The organism is Cellulosimicrobium composti, from assembly GCF_009711085.1.
Classification (GTDB): Bacteria; Actinomycetota; Actinomycetes; order Actinomycetales; family Cellulomonadaceae; genus Cellulosimicrobium; species Cellulosimicrobium composti.
The window spans coordinates 36,674-53,794 of record NZ_WMKA01000017.1 but is presented as its reverse complement, the minus strand read 5'-3'; the positions used below and the strand labels follow the sequence as shown (position 1 = coordinate 53,794).

12 protein-coding genes and 1 pseudogene are annotated in these 17,121 nt (G+C 76.6%); 5 read left to right on the top strand and 8 right to left on the bottom strand.

All coding sequences use genetic code 11. From position 1 onward, the window contains the following. Window positions 1-21: 21 nt before the first annotated feature. The 3 genes from GJV82_RS09380 to GJV82_RS09370 all read right to left on the bottom strand — a co-directional run bounded on the left by GJV82_RS09380 (window position 22) and on the right by GJV82_RS09370 (window position 2,960). Entirely contained in the window at window positions 22-1,023 is a 1,002-nt protein-coding gene (locus tag GJV82_RS09380; RefSeq protein WP_115942679.1) for an ABC transporter substrate-binding protein, read from the bottom strand. Window positions 1,024-1,131: 108 nt separating this feature from the next. After that, window positions 1,132-1,992 (bottom strand): ABC transporter ATP-binding protein, encoded by an 861-nt coding sequence (locus GJV82_RS09375; RefSeq protein WP_115942680.1) that lies wholly within the window; start codon window positions 1,990-1,992, stop codon window positions 1,132-1,134. 83 nt (window positions 1,993-2,075) lie between these two features. After that, window positions 2,076-2,960 carry an endonuclease/exonuclease/phosphatase family protein gene (locus tag GJV82_RS09370; RefSeq protein ID WP_024840096.1) on the bottom strand — a complete coding sequence of 295 codons (885 nt, stop codon included), beginning with the start codon at window positions 2,958-2,960 and terminating at the stop codon, window positions 2,076-2,078. A gap of 79 nt (window positions 2,961-3,039) precedes the next feature. On the opposite strand from GJV82_RS09370, the gene GJV82_RS09365 reads away from it, so the two are divergent. The 4 genes from GJV82_RS09365 (at window position 3,040) to GJV82_RS09350 (ending at window position 5,884) form a co-directional block, all read left to right on the top strand. After that, complete coding sequence (locus GJV82_RS09365) at window positions 3,040-3,672, top strand: nucleotidyltransferase family protein (RefSeq protein ID WP_024840095.1); 633 nt, start codon at window positions 3,040-3,042, stop codon at window positions 3,670-3,672. Between the two features lie 120 nt (window positions 3,673-3,792). Further along, entirely contained in the window at window positions 3,793-4,242 is a 450-nt protein-coding gene (locus GJV82_RS09360; protein ID WP_115942681.1) for an SRPBCC family protein, read from the top strand. A gap of 134 nt (window positions 4,243-4,376) precedes the next feature. Further along, window positions 4,377-5,183 (top strand): alpha/beta fold hydrolase, encoded by an 807-nt coding sequence (locus GJV82_RS09355; RefSeq protein ID WP_115942682.1) that lies wholly within the window; start codon window positions 4,377-4,379, stop codon window positions 5,181-5,183. Further along, window positions 5,180-5,884 (top strand): esterase/lipase family protein, encoded by a 705-nt coding sequence (locus GJV82_RS09350; protein ID WP_318657473.1) that lies wholly within the window; start codon window positions 5,180-5,182, stop codon window positions 5,882-5,884. Before GJV82_RS09355 ends, GJV82_RS09350 begins: the two co-directional genes overlap by 4 nt. A gap of 8 nt (window positions 5,885-5,892) precedes the next feature. On the opposite strand, the gene GJV82_RS09345 is transcribed toward GJV82_RS09350, so the two are convergent. From GJV82_RS09345 to GJV82_RS09335, 3 genes are all read right to left on the bottom strand, one after another. Beyond that, window positions 5,893-8,094: a HelD family protein gene (locus GJV82_RS09345; RefSeq protein WP_318657472.1), complete on the bottom strand. Its 2,202-nt coding sequence runs from the start codon at window positions 8,092-8,094 to the stop codon at window positions 5,893-5,895. Between the two features lie 92 nt (window positions 8,095-8,186). Next, window positions 8,187-9,056, bottom strand: coding sequence for a TrmH family RNA methyltransferase (locus GJV82_RS09340; RefSeq protein ID WP_404812953.1), 870 nt, complete (start codon window positions 9,054-9,056; stop codon window positions 8,187-8,189). A gap of 18 nt (window positions 9,057-9,074) precedes the next feature. Further along, window positions 9,075-11,054 (bottom strand): hypothetical protein, encoded by a 1,980-nt coding sequence (locus tag GJV82_RS09335; protein ID WP_155099027.1) that lies wholly within the window; start codon window positions 11,052-11,054, stop codon window positions 9,075-9,077. Window positions 11,055-12,569: 1,515 nt separating this feature from the next. Here GJV82_RS09335 and GJV82_RS09330 point away from each other — a divergent pair. Next, on the top strand, window positions 12,570-15,359 hold the full coding sequence (locus GJV82_RS09330) for an HAD-IC family P-type ATPase (RefSeq protein WP_155099026.1): 2,790 nt from the start codon (window positions 12,570-12,572) through the stop codon (window positions 15,357-15,359). Here GJV82_RS09330 and GJV82_RS09325 read toward each other — a convergent pair. Together GJV82_RS09325 and GJV82_RS09320 are read right to left on the bottom strand one after the other, a co-directional pair. Further along, entirely contained in the window at window positions 15,283-16,431 is a 1,149-nt protein-coding gene (locus tag GJV82_RS09325) for a glycosyltransferase (protein ID WP_155099025.1), read from the bottom strand. The genes GJV82_RS09330 and GJV82_RS09325 overlap by 77 nt on opposite strands. Next, window positions 16,431-17,121, bottom strand: a pseudogene (locus tag GJV82_RS09320) (phosphodiester glycosidase family protein); the annotation flags it as partial. The pseudogene GJV82_RS09320 and the gene GJV82_RS09325, both read right to left, overlap by 1 nt.

Here is a 17,121-nt window from a genome sequence, read left to right as displayed (position 1 = left end):
GTCGTGCCCCGGGCGGGTGCGTCAGGCCGCGGAGAGCGCGTCGGCGACCGCGTCGGCGTACGCGGCGGCGGACAGCGGGCCGCCGAACATCCAGATGCCGTCGGGCAGGCGGTGCACGTCACCGGCCGCGACGAACGGCAGCTGCTCCCACACGGCGTTGCCCGCGAGGCCGTCGGCGAACGGGTCCGCCTCGGAGTCGCTCGCGGCGTAGAGGAACTGCACGTCACCGAGCTGGGTCAGGCCCTCGACGTCGGTCTGCGCGAGCCCGTAGTCCGGGTCGCCGCCCTCGGTCCAGGCGTTGACGAGCCCGAGCTCCTCGCCGATCGCGCCGAAGAACGAGCCCGGCGTGTACATGCGGATGGAGACGGCGCCGTTCGCGATCCAGCCGTCCGCCATGGTGAACTCCGCGCCGGCGAGACCGGCCTCGTCGAGCGCCGCGGCGGCCTCGGCGATCTTCGTGTCGTACGTCTCGAGCGCCGCGGCGGCCTCGTCCTCGCGACCGGTGACCGTGCCGAGCGTCTCGACCGTGGAGCGCATGTAGCCGATCGGGTCCTCGGCGTCGGAGCCGCGGAGCGCGAGCACGGGCGCGACCTCCTCGATCTGCGCGATGACGTTCTCCGGCACGTCCGTCGTCGTGACGACGAGGTCCGGCTCGAGCGCGGAGATCGCGTCGAGGCTCGGCTCGCCGCGCATGCCGACGTCGGGCGTGCTCTCGTCGATCGGCGCGACCGTGTTCCACGTGTTGTAGCCCGCGACGTCGGCCTGTCCGGCGGGCTCGACGCCCAGCGCGACGAGGTTCTCCGTGAGGCCCCACTCGAGCGAGACGACGTCGGTCGCCGGGGCGTCGAGGGTGTGCTCGCCGCGCTCGTCGGTGTAGGTGACGGGCCCCGACGCCGCGTCGGACGTCGCACCGTCCGCCGTGTCGTCGGCGGCCGGGTCCTCCGTCGTGCCGCACGCGGTGAGCGCGAGCGCCGTGGCGAGCGCGAGGGCGCCGGCGGCGAGGGAGCGGGTGGTCGAGCGCATGGGTGTCCTTCGGTTCGGTCGGTGCCCGGGCGCGTCGGGGCGGCCGTGGGCCGCGCGTCCGTGCCGGGCGGTGGGTGGTGCGAGAGGTGCGTCGGTGGTCGTGCGGCGTCAGACGAGGACGGCCGCGTCGAGGCGCGCCGCGTGCCGCCCGAGCGGCTCGCAGCACGTGCGCCCCGTGAGCGGGTGCGTGTAGACGTCCACGTGGATGCCGTACACCTCGGTGAGGAGCTCGGACGTGAGGACCTCGTCCGCGGGCCCGGTGGCGCGCACGACGCCGCGGTGCAGCAGGACGACGTGGTCGGCGACGGCGGCCGCCTGGTTGAGGTCGTGCAGGACGACGCCCACGGCCACGCCGTGCTGCGTCGCGAGGTCGCGCACGAGGTCGAGCAGCTCGACCTGGTAGCGCAGGTCGAGGTACGTCGTGGGCTCGTCGAGCAGGAGGACCCGGGTGTCCTGCGCGAGGCACGTCGCGAGCCACACGCGCTGCAGCTCGCCGCCCGAGAGCTCGTCGACGCCGCGGTCGGCCATCGCCGTGATGCCCGTGACGTCCATGGCGTGCGCGATCGCGCGGGGGCCGTCGGGGTCGTTCGAGCGGAAGCGCCCGCGGTACGGGTGGCGACCGTAGGCGACGACGTCGCGCACGCTCACGCCCGACGGCGTGGGGCGGCTCTGCGACAGGAGCGTCACGCGGCGCGCGAAGTCCTTGGCGTGCAGCGCGAGCGCGTCGGGCGCGTCGTCGAGGGCGACGGTCCCGGCGTCGGGCCGGTGGAGGCGGGCGAGCGAGCGCAGGAGCGTCGACTTGCCCGAGCCGTTGGGCCCGATGAGCGCGGTGACGGCCCCGGGCGCGAGGTCCAGCGCCGCGCCGTGCACCACGGTGCGTGCGTCGTAGGACAGCCGCAGGTCGTGCCCGGCGAGCGCCGGGGCGACGGGCGCCCCTGCTGTCCGCGGGGCAACTGAGGTTCCACTCACATAGGTGAGGCTAATCTATGCCGCGGGGTCGGAACCAGCCCCTCCCGCACACCTGTGACGCGGTTCACGCGGGCTCGGTGGCCTCAGCCCTCGGTCGCGCGCGACGCCCGACGGCGCGGCTCGGCCGTCCCGGCCGTGGCGGGCGGGCGGTCCTCGTCGGCCGCGTGCGCGCGGGTCGGGGACGCGTGGTGCTCGCCGCCGAGCGCGACCGGGACGACGAGCGCGCGGTGGTCCGACAGGCCCGTGTCGACCGCGACGGCGGGCGCGGTCGCGCGCACGGGCCCGTGGGCGAGCACGTGGTCGAGCTGGCGCGACGGCTCCCCCACCGGGAACGTCGGCGCGGACGCGAGCGGGCGCCAGCCGCTCGTGCGGGCCGCGTGCGGGGACTCGACGTTGAGGTCCCCCAGGAGCACCACGGGCTCGCCCTCGGGCACCTCCTCGACGAGCGAGCGCGTGAGCCGCACGAGCTGCGTGAGGTTGCGCCCCGGCACGAACGTCAGGTGCGTGCACGCGAGCGTCAGCCGCCCGCCGGGCGCGTCGACCTGCGCGACGAGCGCCGCGCGCGGCTCGTCGCGCACGAGCGTCGGCAGCCGCCGTCCCGGGAACCGGACCGGCACGCGCGTGCGCGGCGCCGGGAGCAGCACGGTGCGCCACGCGGTCACCGGGAACCGGCTCACGACGGCGATCCCGTACGCCGCGCGGCCCGGCTGGTGCTCGCCCGTGGGCGCGGTCCACACGCCCGGCTCGCCCACGAGCGTCGCGACGAACCGGTGGTCCACCGCGCCCGCCGCCTCCGCGGCCACGGCCGTGAGGTCGGCGCGGTGCGAGCGCGGCTGGTCGCGGTCGACCTCCTGGAGCGCGAGCACGTCGGCGTCGAGGTCGCGGACCGCGCGGGCGAACCGGTCGACGTCGACGCGGTCGTCGGCGAGCGACCGTCCGTGGAGGATGTTGAACGTCGCGAGGCGCACCCTCACGATTCTGGGCACGCCCGCCCGCCGTCGCACGCCGCGGCGTGCCAGCGCACCGCGGCTGGTGTAGACCCGGTGCATGGTGGACGACAGGGACGCCCTGCACGACGGGCTGCGCATGACCGCCGCGGCGCTCGCCGAGGCCGAGATCCCGCACGCGCTCGTCGGCGGGTACGCCGCGTGGGCGCGCGGCGCGCCGGAGCCGAGCCACGACGCCGACTTCGCGATCCGCGAGGTCGACGTGGACCGCGCGCGCGAGGTCCTGCGCGCCGCCGGGCTCGAGATCACGGAGCCGACGGAGAACTGGCTGTTCAAGGCGTACCACGGGGGCGAGCTCATCGACGTCCTGTACCGGATGGTCGGCGAGCCGATCGACGACGAGCTCCTCGCCCGCACCGACGAGATCGAGGTGCTCGCGGTGCGCATGCCCGTGCTGTCCGCGACGGAGATCATGACGTCGAAGCTCCGGGTCGTGGGCGAGCACTACTGCGACTTCTCGCGCCTGCTGCCCGTCGCGCGTGCGATGCGCGAGCAGATCGACTGGGTCGAGGTGCGCGAGCGGGTGGACGACAACCCGTACGCGCGCGCCTTCCTCTTCCTCCTCGACGAGCTGGGCGTCGTCGGGGCGGACGCGATGCAGGACGACTCGCTCGGGTCCGGCGGCACCGCCGCGGGTCCGGCGTCCGGGGACCCGTCGAGCCCGCTCGAGTGACCGCGCCCGGGCCCGCGAGGCGGCCGGTCCGCGCGGGCGGCGCGACCCGTTCGGCGCGCGAGCGAGCGCGACCCCGCCCAGGGTGGACGGGTACCGCCCGCAACCACAGGAGGTCGCACCGTGAGCACCGTCACCCAGTCGATCGACGTCGACGTCCCCGTCCGCACCGCCTACGACCAGTGGACGCAGTTCGAGGAGTTCCCCCGCTTCATGGAGGGCGTGGAGGAGATCCGCCAGCTCGACCCGACGCACACGCACTGGAGGACGAAGATCGGGGGCGTCGAGCGCGAGTTCGACGCGGAGATCACCGAGCAGCACCCCGACGAGCGCGTCGCGTGGAACAGCACGTCCGGCCCGGAGCACGCGGGCGTCGTGACGTTCCACCGCCTGAACGACGCCCAGACCCGCGTCACCGTCCAGCTCGACTGGTCGCCCGAGGGCGTCGTGGAGAAGGTGGGCGACGCCCTCCAGCTCGACGACCGCCGCGTGAAGGGCGACCTCGCCCGGTTCAAGGAGTTCATCGAGTCCCGCGGCGCCGAGACCGGTGCGTGGCGCGGGGACGTGAGCTGACTCCCCTCGACCAGCCGCGCCGGACGCGACGTCCGGCGCCGTCACGGAGCGGGCCCGGGTCTCCCGGGCCCGCTCCGTCGTCCCCGGGCGGCGTGCGCGCGCACGACGGCGCTCGGGCGCGCCATCCTGGTGCGATGGCCGCGCGCTCGTCGACCCCGGGGACGACCGGGACCGTGGACGTGCGCTGCGCGGTCGGCGACCTGGTGGCCGTCGCGCACGTGTCCGGTGCCGCCGCGCCGCGGCTCGCCGTCGTGCTCGTGCACGGGGTCGGCTCGTCGGCGCGCGCGTTCGACCCGGTGCGCCGCGCGCTGCTGCGCCCCGGCCCGACGCCGACCGCCGTGCACGCGATCGACCTGCCCGGGTTCGGCGCGGCGCCCCGGGCCCCGCGCGACGTGACGATCGCCGAGCACGCGGACGTCGTCGCGGCGTACGTGCGCCGGCACGTCCTGGACGCGCCGGGCCCGGCCCCGGTCGTCGTGCTCGTCGGCCACTCGATGGGCGCCCAGGTCGTGGCCCAGGCGATGGCGGACCACCCGCACGAGGCGGCCGCGGGCGTGCTCGTCGGCCCGACCGCGGACCGCCGGGCACGCTCCGCGCCGCACCTGGCCCTCCGGCTCGCGCGCGACGCGGTCGGCGAGCGGCCGCGCGCGCTCGCGACGCTCGCCGTCGACTACGTGCTGCGCTGCTCCCTGCCGCACTACGCGCGCCAGGTCCGGCAGATGGTCCGGCACCGGATCGAGGACGTCCTGCCGCGCGTGCCGGGGCGCGTCGTCGTGCTGCGGGGCGCGCACGACCCGATCGCACCGCGCGCGTGGGTCCGCGAGCTCGCGGCCGCGGCACCGCGCGGCACGTGGCGCGAGACGCGCGGGCGCCACCACGCGATGGACGCCGACCCGGACGGGATCGTCGCGGCCGTGCTCGACGCCGGAGGCGTGGCGTGAGGGCGCCGCGGACCCGCGGCGCGCTGCGGCTCCGGGAGCGCGCGGCCGACTACGCGTACGTCGCGGCGCGCCAGGTCGCGGGCGTGCTCGCGGCGCGCCGGCCGGTGCCGAGCGGCCCGGGCGGCGGCGCTCCCGTCGTCCTGCTGCCCGGCGTCTACGAGACGTGGCGCCTGCTCGGCCCGGTGGCCACGGCGCTCGCGCGGGCCGGCCACCCGGTGCACGCGGTGCCCGGCCTCGGGTACAACCGGCGCCCCGTCGCCGACGCCGCGGACCGCACGGCGGCCTTCCTCGACGCGGCCGACCTCCAGGGCGTCGTGCTCGTCGCCCACAGCAAGGGAGGGCTCGTGGGCAAGCGCGTCATGCTGTCCCCCGCCGGGTCGCGCGTCGCCGGGATGGTCGCGGTCGCGACGCCGTTCCGCGGGTCCCGGTACGCGCGCTACCTGCTCGGTCGCACGCTGCGCGCGTTCTCGCCGCGCGACGCCGCGCTGCTCGCCCTCGCCGCGGAGCGCGGCGTGGACGCACGCATCACCGCGGTCTTCCCGCGGTTCGACCCCCACATCCCCGAGACGGGCCGCCTCGAGGGCGGACGGAACGTCGAGCTGCCGCTCGCGGGTCACTTCCTGCCGCTCGGGGACCCGACCCTCGTCGACGTCGTCGTGCGGGAGGTCGACCGGATCGCCCGGCCGACCCCCCATGGCTGACGACCGCCTCAGCCCGCGGCGGGCGCCGCGTCCACGACCACGCGCACGAGCTCCTGCGTGCACCGCGTCATCGCGACGTACAGCCCGTTCCAGCCGCGCGGCTCGGCCGCGATCCCGTCGGGGTCCACGACGACCACCGCGTCCCACTCGAGACCCTTCGCCTCCGTCGCGCCGAGGACCGGCACGTCCCCGGCGACGGCGCGCAGGGCCGCGAGCCGCCGGGCCGGGGCGACGACCCCGACGGTGCCGCCCTCGTACCGCGCCGCGAGCCGCGCGACCTCGGCGGCGACCGCCGTGCCGAGACGCCCGGCCAGGTCCGGCGCGGACCCCGGCACGACGACGTCCCGCGGCTCGACCCCCGCGTCCCGTGCCGCGCGCGGCGGCTCGTTCCGGCTGCCCGCCGCGCGCAGCACGGGCCCGACGAGCGCCATGACCTCGCGCGGCGTGCGGTAGCAGATCGTCAGGTCCGCGCGGTGCCAGCGCTCGCCGAGGACCGGCCCGACGGCGTCGGCCCAGTCGGTGTGGCGGTGCGGCGCCTCGGTCTGGTCGACGTCCCCCACGGCCGTCACCGACCGCGTCGGGCAGCGGCGCAGCACCATGTGCCACTGCATGGGCGAGAGCTCCTGCGCCTCGTCGACCACGACGTGCCCGTACACCCAGTCGCGGCGCGAGGCCGCACGGTCCGCGAGGAACTCGCCCTGCTCCGCCGGCGCGTCGGGTGTGCCGAGCGCGTTCGCGAGCGCGTCGAGCAGCGGGACGTCGCTCGGCGCGAGCGCGGCCGGCTCGGCCACGACCCGGCGGGCCTCGGCGGGCGACAGGCCGGGCGCGTGGCGCGCGAGCAGCGCCGCGTCGCGCAGGAGGTCGGCGAGCGCGGTCCGGGCGTCGACGACGGGCCACCACGCGTCGAGCACGGCCGCGACCGCCGGGTCGTGCGCGAGGTCGTCGCGCATCCGGTCGAGGTCGTCGTCGGTGAGCTCGCCGTCGACGTCGCCGCCCCGCGCGCCCGTGGTCGGCGCCCGGTCGTCCGCGGCGGCGAGCCGGGCGTCGACCGTCCCGAGCACGTCCTCGAAACCCTCCTCGACGCGGTCGAGCATCTCCGCGTGCCGCGCGGCGGCCTCGTCGACGAGCGCGTCGAGCACGAGGTCCACGGCCCGGCGCCGCGCGGCGAGCACGCTGCGCCCGCCCGCGCGCGCCGCACGCAGCACCTGGGCCACCCGGGCCGCGCGGAGCGTCAGGGGCTCGCCGTCGAGCCGGACGGTGAGCGCCCGCGCGTCCGGCACGAGGGAGTCCGCGTACCGGGTGACCGCGTCCTGCCACAGCGCGCGGCCCTTGATCTCGGCGACGTCCCGCGCCTCGCCCCGCTCGGGCGCGACGCCGGGCACGAGCGTGTCGCACGTCGCAGAGACGACCGCGGTCTCCCCGAGCGCGGGCAGCACCTGGGCGACGTACTCGAGGAAGCGCGGCGACGGCCCGAGCAGGAGCACGCCCCGTTCCGCGAGGTGCGGGTGCGTGAACAGCAGATACGCGACGCGGTGCAGGGCGACGACCGTCTTGCCCGTGCCCGGGCCGCCCTGCACGACGAGCGTCCGGTCCGCCGGGGCGCGCACGATCGCGTCCTGCTCCGCCTGGAGCGTCGCGACCGCCGTGCCCATGCGGCCCGTGCGCCGCTCGGACAGGGCCGCGAGCAACGCGCCCTCGCCGACGAGCCCGTCCTCGCCCTGCGCCCGGGCCGCGGCGTCGTCGAGCGGCTCGTCGTCGACGCCGGTCACCCGGTCGCCGGCGGTCCGCACGTGCCGGCGCCGCGCGAGCCCCTGCGGCTCGCGCGCGGTGGCGGTGTAGAAGGCGCGCGCGCCCTCGGCGCGCCAGTCGAGCACGAGCGGGTCGGCGTCGTCCTCGGCCGCGGGGATCCCCACGCGTCCGACGTGGCGCGTCTCGCCGCCCACGGTGTCGAGCCGCCCGAAGACGAGCCCGCTGGCCGCACGATCGAGGTCGGTGCGCCGACGGCGCAGACCGGCCCGGCGCGAGCGCTCGACGGCGTCGTGCGGCGCGCCCGGGGGCGTCGGCGCGGCGAGCTGCGCGTCGAGCGCGGCGAGCAGCTCGGCGCGGCGCGCGAGGGCGGCGTCGAGGTGGTGCTGCTCCTCGGCGACGGCGTGCGCCGCGGCGAGGGTGGACGGGACGGGGTTCTGGTTCAGGGAGGGCTGGACCGGCACGCGACCTCTTCTCGTACGACGTACGGACACGAGCCCAACGCGTCACCCCTCCCCGTTGTTCCCGTCCCGGGAAAGACGTCGCGCCGAGCGCGTCAGGGCACGCGCGTCGCCCAGAACGCGACGGCCGACGCCGCGGCGACGTTGAGCGAGTCCACTCCCCCGGCCATCGGGATCGTCACGACCTCGTCCGCGGCCTCGATCGCGCCGCGCGACAGCCCGTCGCCCTCCGTGCCGAGGACGAGCGCGAGCCGCTGCGGCGGGTCCGCGACGACGTCGTCGAGGCTCACCGCGTCGTCGGCGAGCGCGAGCGCCGCGACCGTGAAGCCCTCCTCGCGCAGCACGTCGAGACCGCCGGGCCACGTCTCGAACCGCGTCCACGGCACCTGGAACACGGTGCCCATGCTCACGCGCACCGAGCGCCGGTACAGCGGGTCGGCGCAGCGCGGCGAGACGAGCACCGCGTCGACGCCCAGCGCCGCGGCCGAGCGGAAGATCGCCCCGACGTTCGTGTGGTCGACGATGTCCTCCAGCACGGCGACGCGGCGCGCGCCCGTGCCGCCGCGGGCCGCGGCGAGCAGGTCGTGCACGGGCGCGAGCGGCGGGCGGTGCATCGCCGCGAGCGCCCCGCGGTGCAGGTGGAACCCGGTGATCGCCTGGAGCACGTCGGGTGCGCCGACGTACACGGGGACGGGCTCGCCCGTGCCGCCGGGCGCGTCGTCGACGGGGAGCGCGGCGATCTCGTCGGCGAGGTCGTCGAGCCAGCGCTCGGCCATGAGGAACGACCGGGGCCGGTGCCCCGCGGCGAGCGCGCGGCGGATGACGGTCGAGCTCTCCGCGATGTAGAGCCCCTTGGCCGGCTCGTGCTTGGCGCGCAGCGCGACGTCGGTCAGGCGGGTGTAGTCCGCGAGGCGCTCGTCGGCGGGGTCGGTGACGTGGACGACGCGCAGGTTCTCGGGGATCACGGCGCCCATTGTCCCCGATCAGCCGACGGGGAGGGCCCCCTGCGGCGGAGAGGGGGGTGGCGCGGAGGTCGGGGCGGGCGCGACGTCGGGAGCCGGGACGCCCAGCCGGTCGAGGACGGTGTCGAGCGCCTCGTGGTACGCCCACGCGCGGACGTACGCGCTGTGGGTCGCGACGGTGAACAGGTAGGCGCCGCGGTCGACCTCGTCGGCGCCCCGGTCGACGGGGTTCGCGGTGTAGGACACGACGGGGAACCCGAGGTAGTCGGTCCGGCGCCAGAGGTTGACCCAGGCCGGCTCCGTGCCGGGGGCGCGCAGGAGGCGGACGAGCGTGGGCGACGCCGGGTCGACGGCCGCGCTGCCCGGGCCGCGCACCGCGTCGACCCACGCGGCGTCGGCCGCCCGGCGCCACCGCGTCGCGGTCCGCGGGGCGATGCCGCGCTCGACCTGGTAGGTGGCCTCGGCGGAGCAGGCCGCCTCGTGGCGGGCCGGGGCGGTCGCGGGGTCGCCGATCGCGCTCTCGAACCCGGCGAGGACCCGGCGCTCGTCGTCCAGCGCCTCGCGCGCGGCGGCGGTCTCGTCACGCCGCACCGCGAGGTGCGCGTCGTCGCCGGTCACGGCCTCCTCGGCCGCCACGGCGACCCGCCACGCGGCGCGCGCGTCGCGGACCCGTGCCCGCTGCGCCTCGTGCGCGGCGACCTCGCGCTCCGCGGCGCTCCCTGGGCGCTCGGCGGGCGCCACGTCGAGCAGCGCGGCCCGCAGGAGCGGGCGCGCGTTCGTCGTCTGCCGCACCCACGGGTCCCCGCGCCACCGGGGGGCGTCGCACGGCGGCGTGCCGAGCACGTGCGGCCCGAGCAGCGAGGGGAAGAACCGCCCGAAGTACGCGCGCAGCTGGACGCCGTAGGTGACGAGACCGAGGTGCCCGTCGCCGTCGGTCCGGGGCGCGGGCTCGCGCGTGCCGTCGGGCAGGACGGGGTTGCCGGAGCGCCCGAGCACGACGGCCGTCGCGATGACGGCGCCGAGCGAGTGCGCCGAGAGCACGACGCGGCGGTCCTTCGCGGCCGCGGCGCGCTCGGGGGCCGGGAGGTCGGCGGCGCAGAGCCACGACTCGACGCGCGCCGCGACCTCGGGGACGGTCCGCTCGGCGTAGCAGGGCGGGCCGAAGGGGTGCGCGCTGCGCGGGAGGAAGCACATGAGGTCCCACAGCAGGCCCCAGGGCCGGGCGAAGCCGTCGGACCCGGCCGCGACGAAGCTCGCGACGACCGCCGCGGCGAGCGCCCCGACCAGCGGGACGGACAGGTCGGTGAGCCACGTGCCGCTCAGCACCCACACGCCGGCGACCGACTCCCCCGGGCGCCCCAGCAGCACCGTCACGACGAGCGTCGTCCAGGACGCGAGCGCGAGCACGCCCACGGCGATCTCGGCGCGGTGCGTCACGGCCGCGACCTGGCGGGTCCGCACGGCGCGGCGCGCGGCGAGGGGCATGTCCGCGACGGCCTGCTCGGTCCCGGCGGTCCGCGAGCGCTCCTCCTCCGCGAGCACCGCCGCGGCCCACGCGGTGGCGCCCTGGGTGTCCGACGTCGTGCCGACCGCGCGCGGCAGCCACTGCGTCGAGGACCGCACGAGGTCGTGCAGCGCGGGGGCCGCGAGGACGGCGAGCCCGACGAGGGCCGTCAGGCCGAGCACGACGGCACCGACGCCGAACTCCGTGTACGCCGAGGGGACGGGCAGGTCCTCGTACCCGGGGACGGTCCGGACGATGTCCACGAGGAGGGCGCCCTCGGCGTCGGGCCGCGTGTCGCGGCCTCCGGTGAGGTAGACCTGGACGCCGAGCACGAGCAGGCTCGTCAGCACGGCCGCGGCCGCGGTCGCCACGAGCAGCAGGACGCCCGGCCCCGTGCCGTGCCACCCGACCCAGCGGTCCGCGCCCTGCGAGCGCGCCGGCCGACCTGCCCGCACGAGCGCGCCGACCAGGGGCGCCGCGAGCACCGCGACGGACACGAGGACCAGGGTCGGGTCGTCGCCTCCCCGTAGCTGGCGACGGCGCCGTCGGGCGTCGCGCGGCGCGCGACGGCTACGACGCCGAGGCAGCCCGTGACGACCACGGGCACGGCCGACCACAGGACGACGCGCAGCCGTGCGCGGCGCGGGCCCACGGGGGTGCGCGGGCGCCACAGGAGGCCCGCCGCGGCGATCCCGGTGAGGAGCGCGCCGAGGACGGTCGGCGCCACGTCGACGCCCACGTACGCCCCGGGGTCCGTGCCGTCGCGCCGCGTGCCGGCCCACGCCGCGAGCCCCCAGACGACGGCGGCGAGGGCGAGCGTCGCGACGGCGAGCGCACCCTTCCAGCGCGGCGGCGTCACCTGGATGCCATCGTCGTCGTTGCGCGTCGCGACGACGACGCCGGCGAGCCCGAGCACGGCGAGCCCGGCCGCGACGACAGCCGTCCCGACGGCGCTGCGGTCGCTCGTCCAGGCGAGGAGGACGGCGACGAGCGCGACCGCGCCCGCGAGGTGGGCGAGGAGCGCCGACGGCCCGGCGACCCGCCGGCTCCAGAACCCCGCGCGGTACAGCAGCGGCCCGGTGGCGGACCCTCCGCTGCGCTGGCCCGCGCGGGCGACGGACACGCGCTCGTCGAACCGGACCTGCCCGGCGCGTGCGAGGAGGACGAGACCGACGACGACGGCGACCGGGACGAGCGAGAGCACGACGGCGCGGGCCCCCGGGGCCATGCGCGCGAGCCCGTCGAGCGCGGACGGCACGCGTGCGCAGACCTGGACGGTCTCCGTCCCCTCGGCGCCGGGGCGCATGCACCGCGCGCCGACCATGACGACGGCCACCGTCGTGACGGCCGCGGTGAGCAGGAGGGTGAGGGCGAGACCGAAGACCCGCACCGCGGCGGCCGTGGGCTCCGGGCGGGCGTGCGGCACGCTCTCCCCCGTCGACCGGACGGGTGCCGCGTGCACGGCGCCGTCCTCGGCGCCGGGGACGCGGCGCGACCAGTACGCGACGTTCGCGAGCCCGAACGGGACGTTGAGCGCCCACAGCGCGCGCGTCAGCCCGCGCAGGACGGCGCCGACGAGGCCCGCGAGCGGGAGCGCGCCGTAGCGCGCCATCGCGCCCCACGAGTACGCCTCGCGCCGCACGTCGGCGCGGACCGCGTGCAGGTCGCCGGGCGCGACCGGCGACCCGGGCGTGCCCGGGACACGGTCCCGCGCGTCGGCGTCCGCCGTCGCCACCCAGAAGCTGCCCAGCCCGTCGCCGTCGCACTGCTCGACCTCGCCGGGCGGGAGGTCGAGCATGCCGTACGGCGGCGTGTTCGCCACGCCGTGGATCCGCAGCTCGAGAACGGTCCGGCCCGCCGCGCCCGCGTGAGTCATCGCTCCACCTCCGACGTCGGCGTCGCACGGCACGCCGCGCGGCGCTGCTACCGATAGGGAGGCGCGCGGCGGCGGTCACGGACGCGACGGACGTTCGGCCCTCGCGCGATCGGGGGAACGGGAGTCGAATGGTGCCATGGAACCCGCGCCGACCTCCGACCCGGCCGTCGTCGACGCCGCGGTCGGGGCTCCCTGGTCCGTTCCGCCCGACGACGTCCTGGCCGCGCTCGGCTCGGAAGCGGGCGGGCTCTCGGGCGCCGACGCCGCGACGCGGCTCGCGGAGGTGGGACCCAACCGGCTGCCGCCGCCGCAGCGCGACCCGCTGTGGAAGCGGGTCCTCGTCCACTTCGACGACGTCCTCATCTACATCCTGCTCGTCTCGGCGGTGCTCAAGGCGATCCTCGGCGACTGGGTCGACTTCACCGTCATCCTCGCGGTCGCCGTGATCAACGCGGCGATCGGGTTCGTCCAGGAGGGGCGCGCGGAGAGCGCGCTGGAGGGCATCCGGAACATGCTCTCGGTCCATGCGGAGGTGCGGCGCGACGGCGCGTGGGCGCGCGTGGACGCGGACGACGTCGTGCCGGGCGACGTGGTGCGGGTGCGGTCGGGCGACCGCGTCCCCGCGGACGTGCGGCTGCTCCAGGCGACGAACCTGCGCGTCGAGGAGTCGGCACTCACGGGCGAGTCCGTCGCGGCCGCGAAGTCGGTCGACGCGGTGGGGGCCGACGCGGGCGTGGGCGACCGGTCGAGCATGCTCTTCTCGAGCACGCTCGTCGCCGCGGGGCAGGGCGTCGGCGTCGTCACCGCGACGGGGACCGCGACCGAGATCGGCCGCATCCAGACGATGATCTCCGAGGTCCGCAGCCTCGCGACGCCGCTCACGCGTCAGCTCGACCGGTTCGGCAAGCTGCTCGCGGTGCTCATCCTCGCGATGGCCGTCGTCATGGTCGTCATCGGGCGCGTCGTCCACGACTTCTCCGTGCCGGACCTCGTGTCGGCGTCGATCGGCTTCGCGGTCGCCGCGGTGCCGGAGGGCCTGCCCGCGCTCGTCACCATCACGCTCGCGCTCGGCGTGCAGCAGATGGCGCGCCGCCGCGCGATCACGCGCAAGCTGCCCGCGGTCGAGACGCTCGGCTCGGTCACGACGATCTGCTCGGACAAGACCGGCACGCTCACCAAGAACGAGATGACGGCGCGCACGGTCCGCACGGCCGCGCGCGCGTTCGCCGTCGCCGGCGCGGGGTACGCGCCCGTCGGCGACGTCACGCTCGCCGACGGCGGGCGGCACGCCGACCTCGCCGACGACCGCGACCTCGCGGCCCTCGCCACGGTCATGATGCTGTGCAACGACGCGCGCATCGTCCCCGACGCGTCGGACGCCGACGGCTGGCGGCTCGTCGGCGAGCCGACCGAGGGCGCGCTGCGCACGCTCGGCATGAAGGCGGGCGTCGACCCCACGGGGTGGCGCCGCGTCGCCGTCGTGCCGTTCGAGTCGGAGAACAAGTTCATGGCGACGCTCGACGCGGACCCCGACGGCGGCCTGCACGTGCACGTCAAGGGCGCGCCCGACCGCGTGCTCGACCGCTGCACGACCCAGCTCGGCCCGGACGGCGGCAGCGAGCCGCTCGACCGCGGGTCCTGGGACGGGCAGATCGACGCGCTCGGCGGGCAGGGCCTGCGCGTGCTCGCCGCCGCGCGACGCCCGGCCGCGGACGGCACGACGAGCCTCGACGTCGCCGACGTCGCGGACGGCCTGGAGCTGTGCGGGCTCGTGGGCATCGTGGACCCGCCACGGCCCGAGGCGGTCGAGGCCATCGCCGAGTGCCGCGACGCGGGCATCCGCGTGAAGATGATCACCGGCGACCACGCGGGCACCGCGCTCGCGATCGGCCGCGAGATGGGCATCGTCGACGCCCCCGACGGCTCGTCCGCGCCGGCCGTGCTCACCGGACCCGAGCTCGAGGAGATGAGCACCGAGCGGCTGCGCCAGGTCGTGCGCGACGTCGACGTCTACGCGCGCACGAGCCCCGAGCACAAGATCCGGATCGTCTCCGCGCTGCAGTCGCACGGCGAGGTCGTCGCGATGACGGGCGACGGCGTCAACGACGCCCCCGCGCTCACCCAGGCGGACGTCGGCGTCGCGATGGGCATCAAGGGCACCGAGGCGACCAAGGAGGCCGCCGAGGTCGTGCTCGCCGACGACAACTTCGCGACCATCGAGCGGGCCGTGAAGGAGGGGCGGCGGATCTACGACAACATCCGCAAGTCCGTGCTCTTCCTCCTGCCGACGAACGGCGCGCAGTCGCTCGTCATCCTCGTGGCCGTGCTGTTCGGCCTCACGCTGCCGCTCCAGCCGGTCCAGGTCCTGTGGATCAACATGATCACCGCGGTCACGCTGTCGCTCGCGCTCGCGTACGAGAAGGCGGAGCCCGACGTCATGCGCCGGGCCCCGCGCGACCCGAAGGCGTCGATCCTCGACGGCGCGTACGTGCGGCGCATCCTGCTCGTCTCGCTCCTCATCGGCGGCGCGACAATCCTGCTGTTCTACGTCGAGCGGGCGCAGGGCGTCCCGCTCGCCGAGGCCCAGACGACGGCGGTCACGATGCTCGCGCTCGGCCAGCTCGCGTACCTGTTCAACTGCCGGTTCCTCGACCGGTCGAGCCTCACCGTCGACGTGCTGCGCGGCAACCGGGTGGTCTGGGTCTCGGCGGCGACGCTGCTCGCGCTGCAGGCCGTCTTCGTCTACGCACCGTTCATGCACTCGTGGTTCGACTCGGCGCCCATCGCGCTCGCGGAGTGGGGCAAGACGCTCGGGCTCGCGCTCGTCGTCTTCCTGCTCGTCGAGGTGATCAAGTGGGTCGGCCGGCGCTGGACGGCGCGCGACCACGTGCCCGCCCTCGTCGAGCGGCACGACGGTCAGCACTGAGAGGCGCGAACACCACGCGCCGCTGCGCCTCGTAGCTCGTCGCGACGAGCACGACGTCGGTGCCGACCTTGGCCGCCAGGAGCGGCAGGCCGATCCCGGTCAGCAGCGCGAGCAGCCCGTAGCCCGCCGCGAGCAGCACGGCCGCGAGCGCCACGTACCGGGCCGCCGCGACGCGCAGCGGGAGATCGCGCCCGCCCGGGAAGACCAGGCGGCGGTTCACGGCGAAGTTCACGCCCGCGCTGAGCAGACGCGCGCCCACCACGGCCGCGAGGAGCGACCCGGTGAGCGCGTGCAGCGCGAGCAGCGCGACGACGTCGACCGCGGCCGAACCGAGCGACGACGCCGCGAACCGCAGCAGCGGCGCCCACACGCGCAACGAGTCGGCGACGGGCCGGAAGTGCGAGGACGCGTTGTCGTCGAGGTACACCGTCGCGACGTCCACCTCGACGATCCGGCGGCCCGCGCGGGTCGCCTCGAGGAGCGCGCGCAGCTCGTACTCGCACCGGTCCCCGCGCACGGCGAGGAGATCGCCGAGCAGGCCCGGCCCGTCGGCGCGCAGCCCGGTCTGGGTGTCCCAGACACGCGTGCCGGTCGTCGCCGCGAACGCCCAGCGGGTCGCGGCGTTGCCCACGCGGCTGCGCACCGGCACGTCGCCCGCGAAGCGCCGCGCGCCGAGCACGACGGCCTCGGGCTCGGCCTGCGAGCGCGCGGCGACCCGCAGCACGTCGACCACGGTGTGCTGCCCGTCCGCGTCGGCGCACACCACGCCGTGGCCGGGCAGCCGGTCGTGCACCCACCGGATCCCGGTCCGCAGCGCGTGGCCCTTCCCACGGTTCACCGGAACGGTGAGCACCACGGCGCCCAGCGCCCGCACCGCGCGGAACACTCCCCCGCACCGCCGGTCGCTGCCGTCGTCGACCACCACGACCGGGGACTCGGGGACGGCCGCCCGCAGCGCGTCGACGAGCGCGACGAGCCGCGCGTCGGGCTGGTACGCGGGCACCACGACGGCGGTCCGCGCGACGCTCGTCGCCGGGTCCGCGGGCTGCTCGCGCGTGGTCGCGCCGGTCATCAGGCACCGTCCGCGACGTAGAGGACGTCGGACGTGCCACGCTCACGGCCCTGTGACGGGCTGTTGACGACCTCGCCGTCGAACCAGAGGGTCGAGGACCCGCCGCCGTCGATGTTGTAGGCGGTCGTCGCGCCGAGGTCCTGCAGGATCTCGGCGAGCTCGGTCGTCGTCGCGCCGCGCGAGTAGCCCTCCTGACGGCCGTCCACGACGACGAGGAGGAGGTGGTTCTCGTCGACGACCCCGATCGCCGTGCGCGGCTGCTCGCCCTGGATCGAGTGGTTCCCGACGTTCGTGTCGACCTCGACGTCGTCGATCCCGGCCACGATCTCGCCGTCCTCGACGAGCGCGGGCCCGAACGACAGCGTGCTCCACACCCCGGCGTCGACGAGGCTCTGCGCGTCCGTCCTCGTCTCGTCGTAGACCTCGACGTGGCCGTCGCGGTAGAGCGCGAGGCCCTCGCGCGCACCCTCGTCCCGGTACACGACGCCGTTGCGGATGCCGATGCCGGTGTCACGGAACCCGTAGTAGTCGCCGTTGACCGCGAGGACGGCGCCGTTGTCGGCGGCGATGTCCGACGTCGTCTCCGTGATGTTCGTGCCGAACGCGTCCTACGCGAACGCGGAGCACAGGTCCGTCATGTCGGAGAGCACGACGTCCGCCACGTAGTACGTCAGGGTGTCGCCCCCCCCC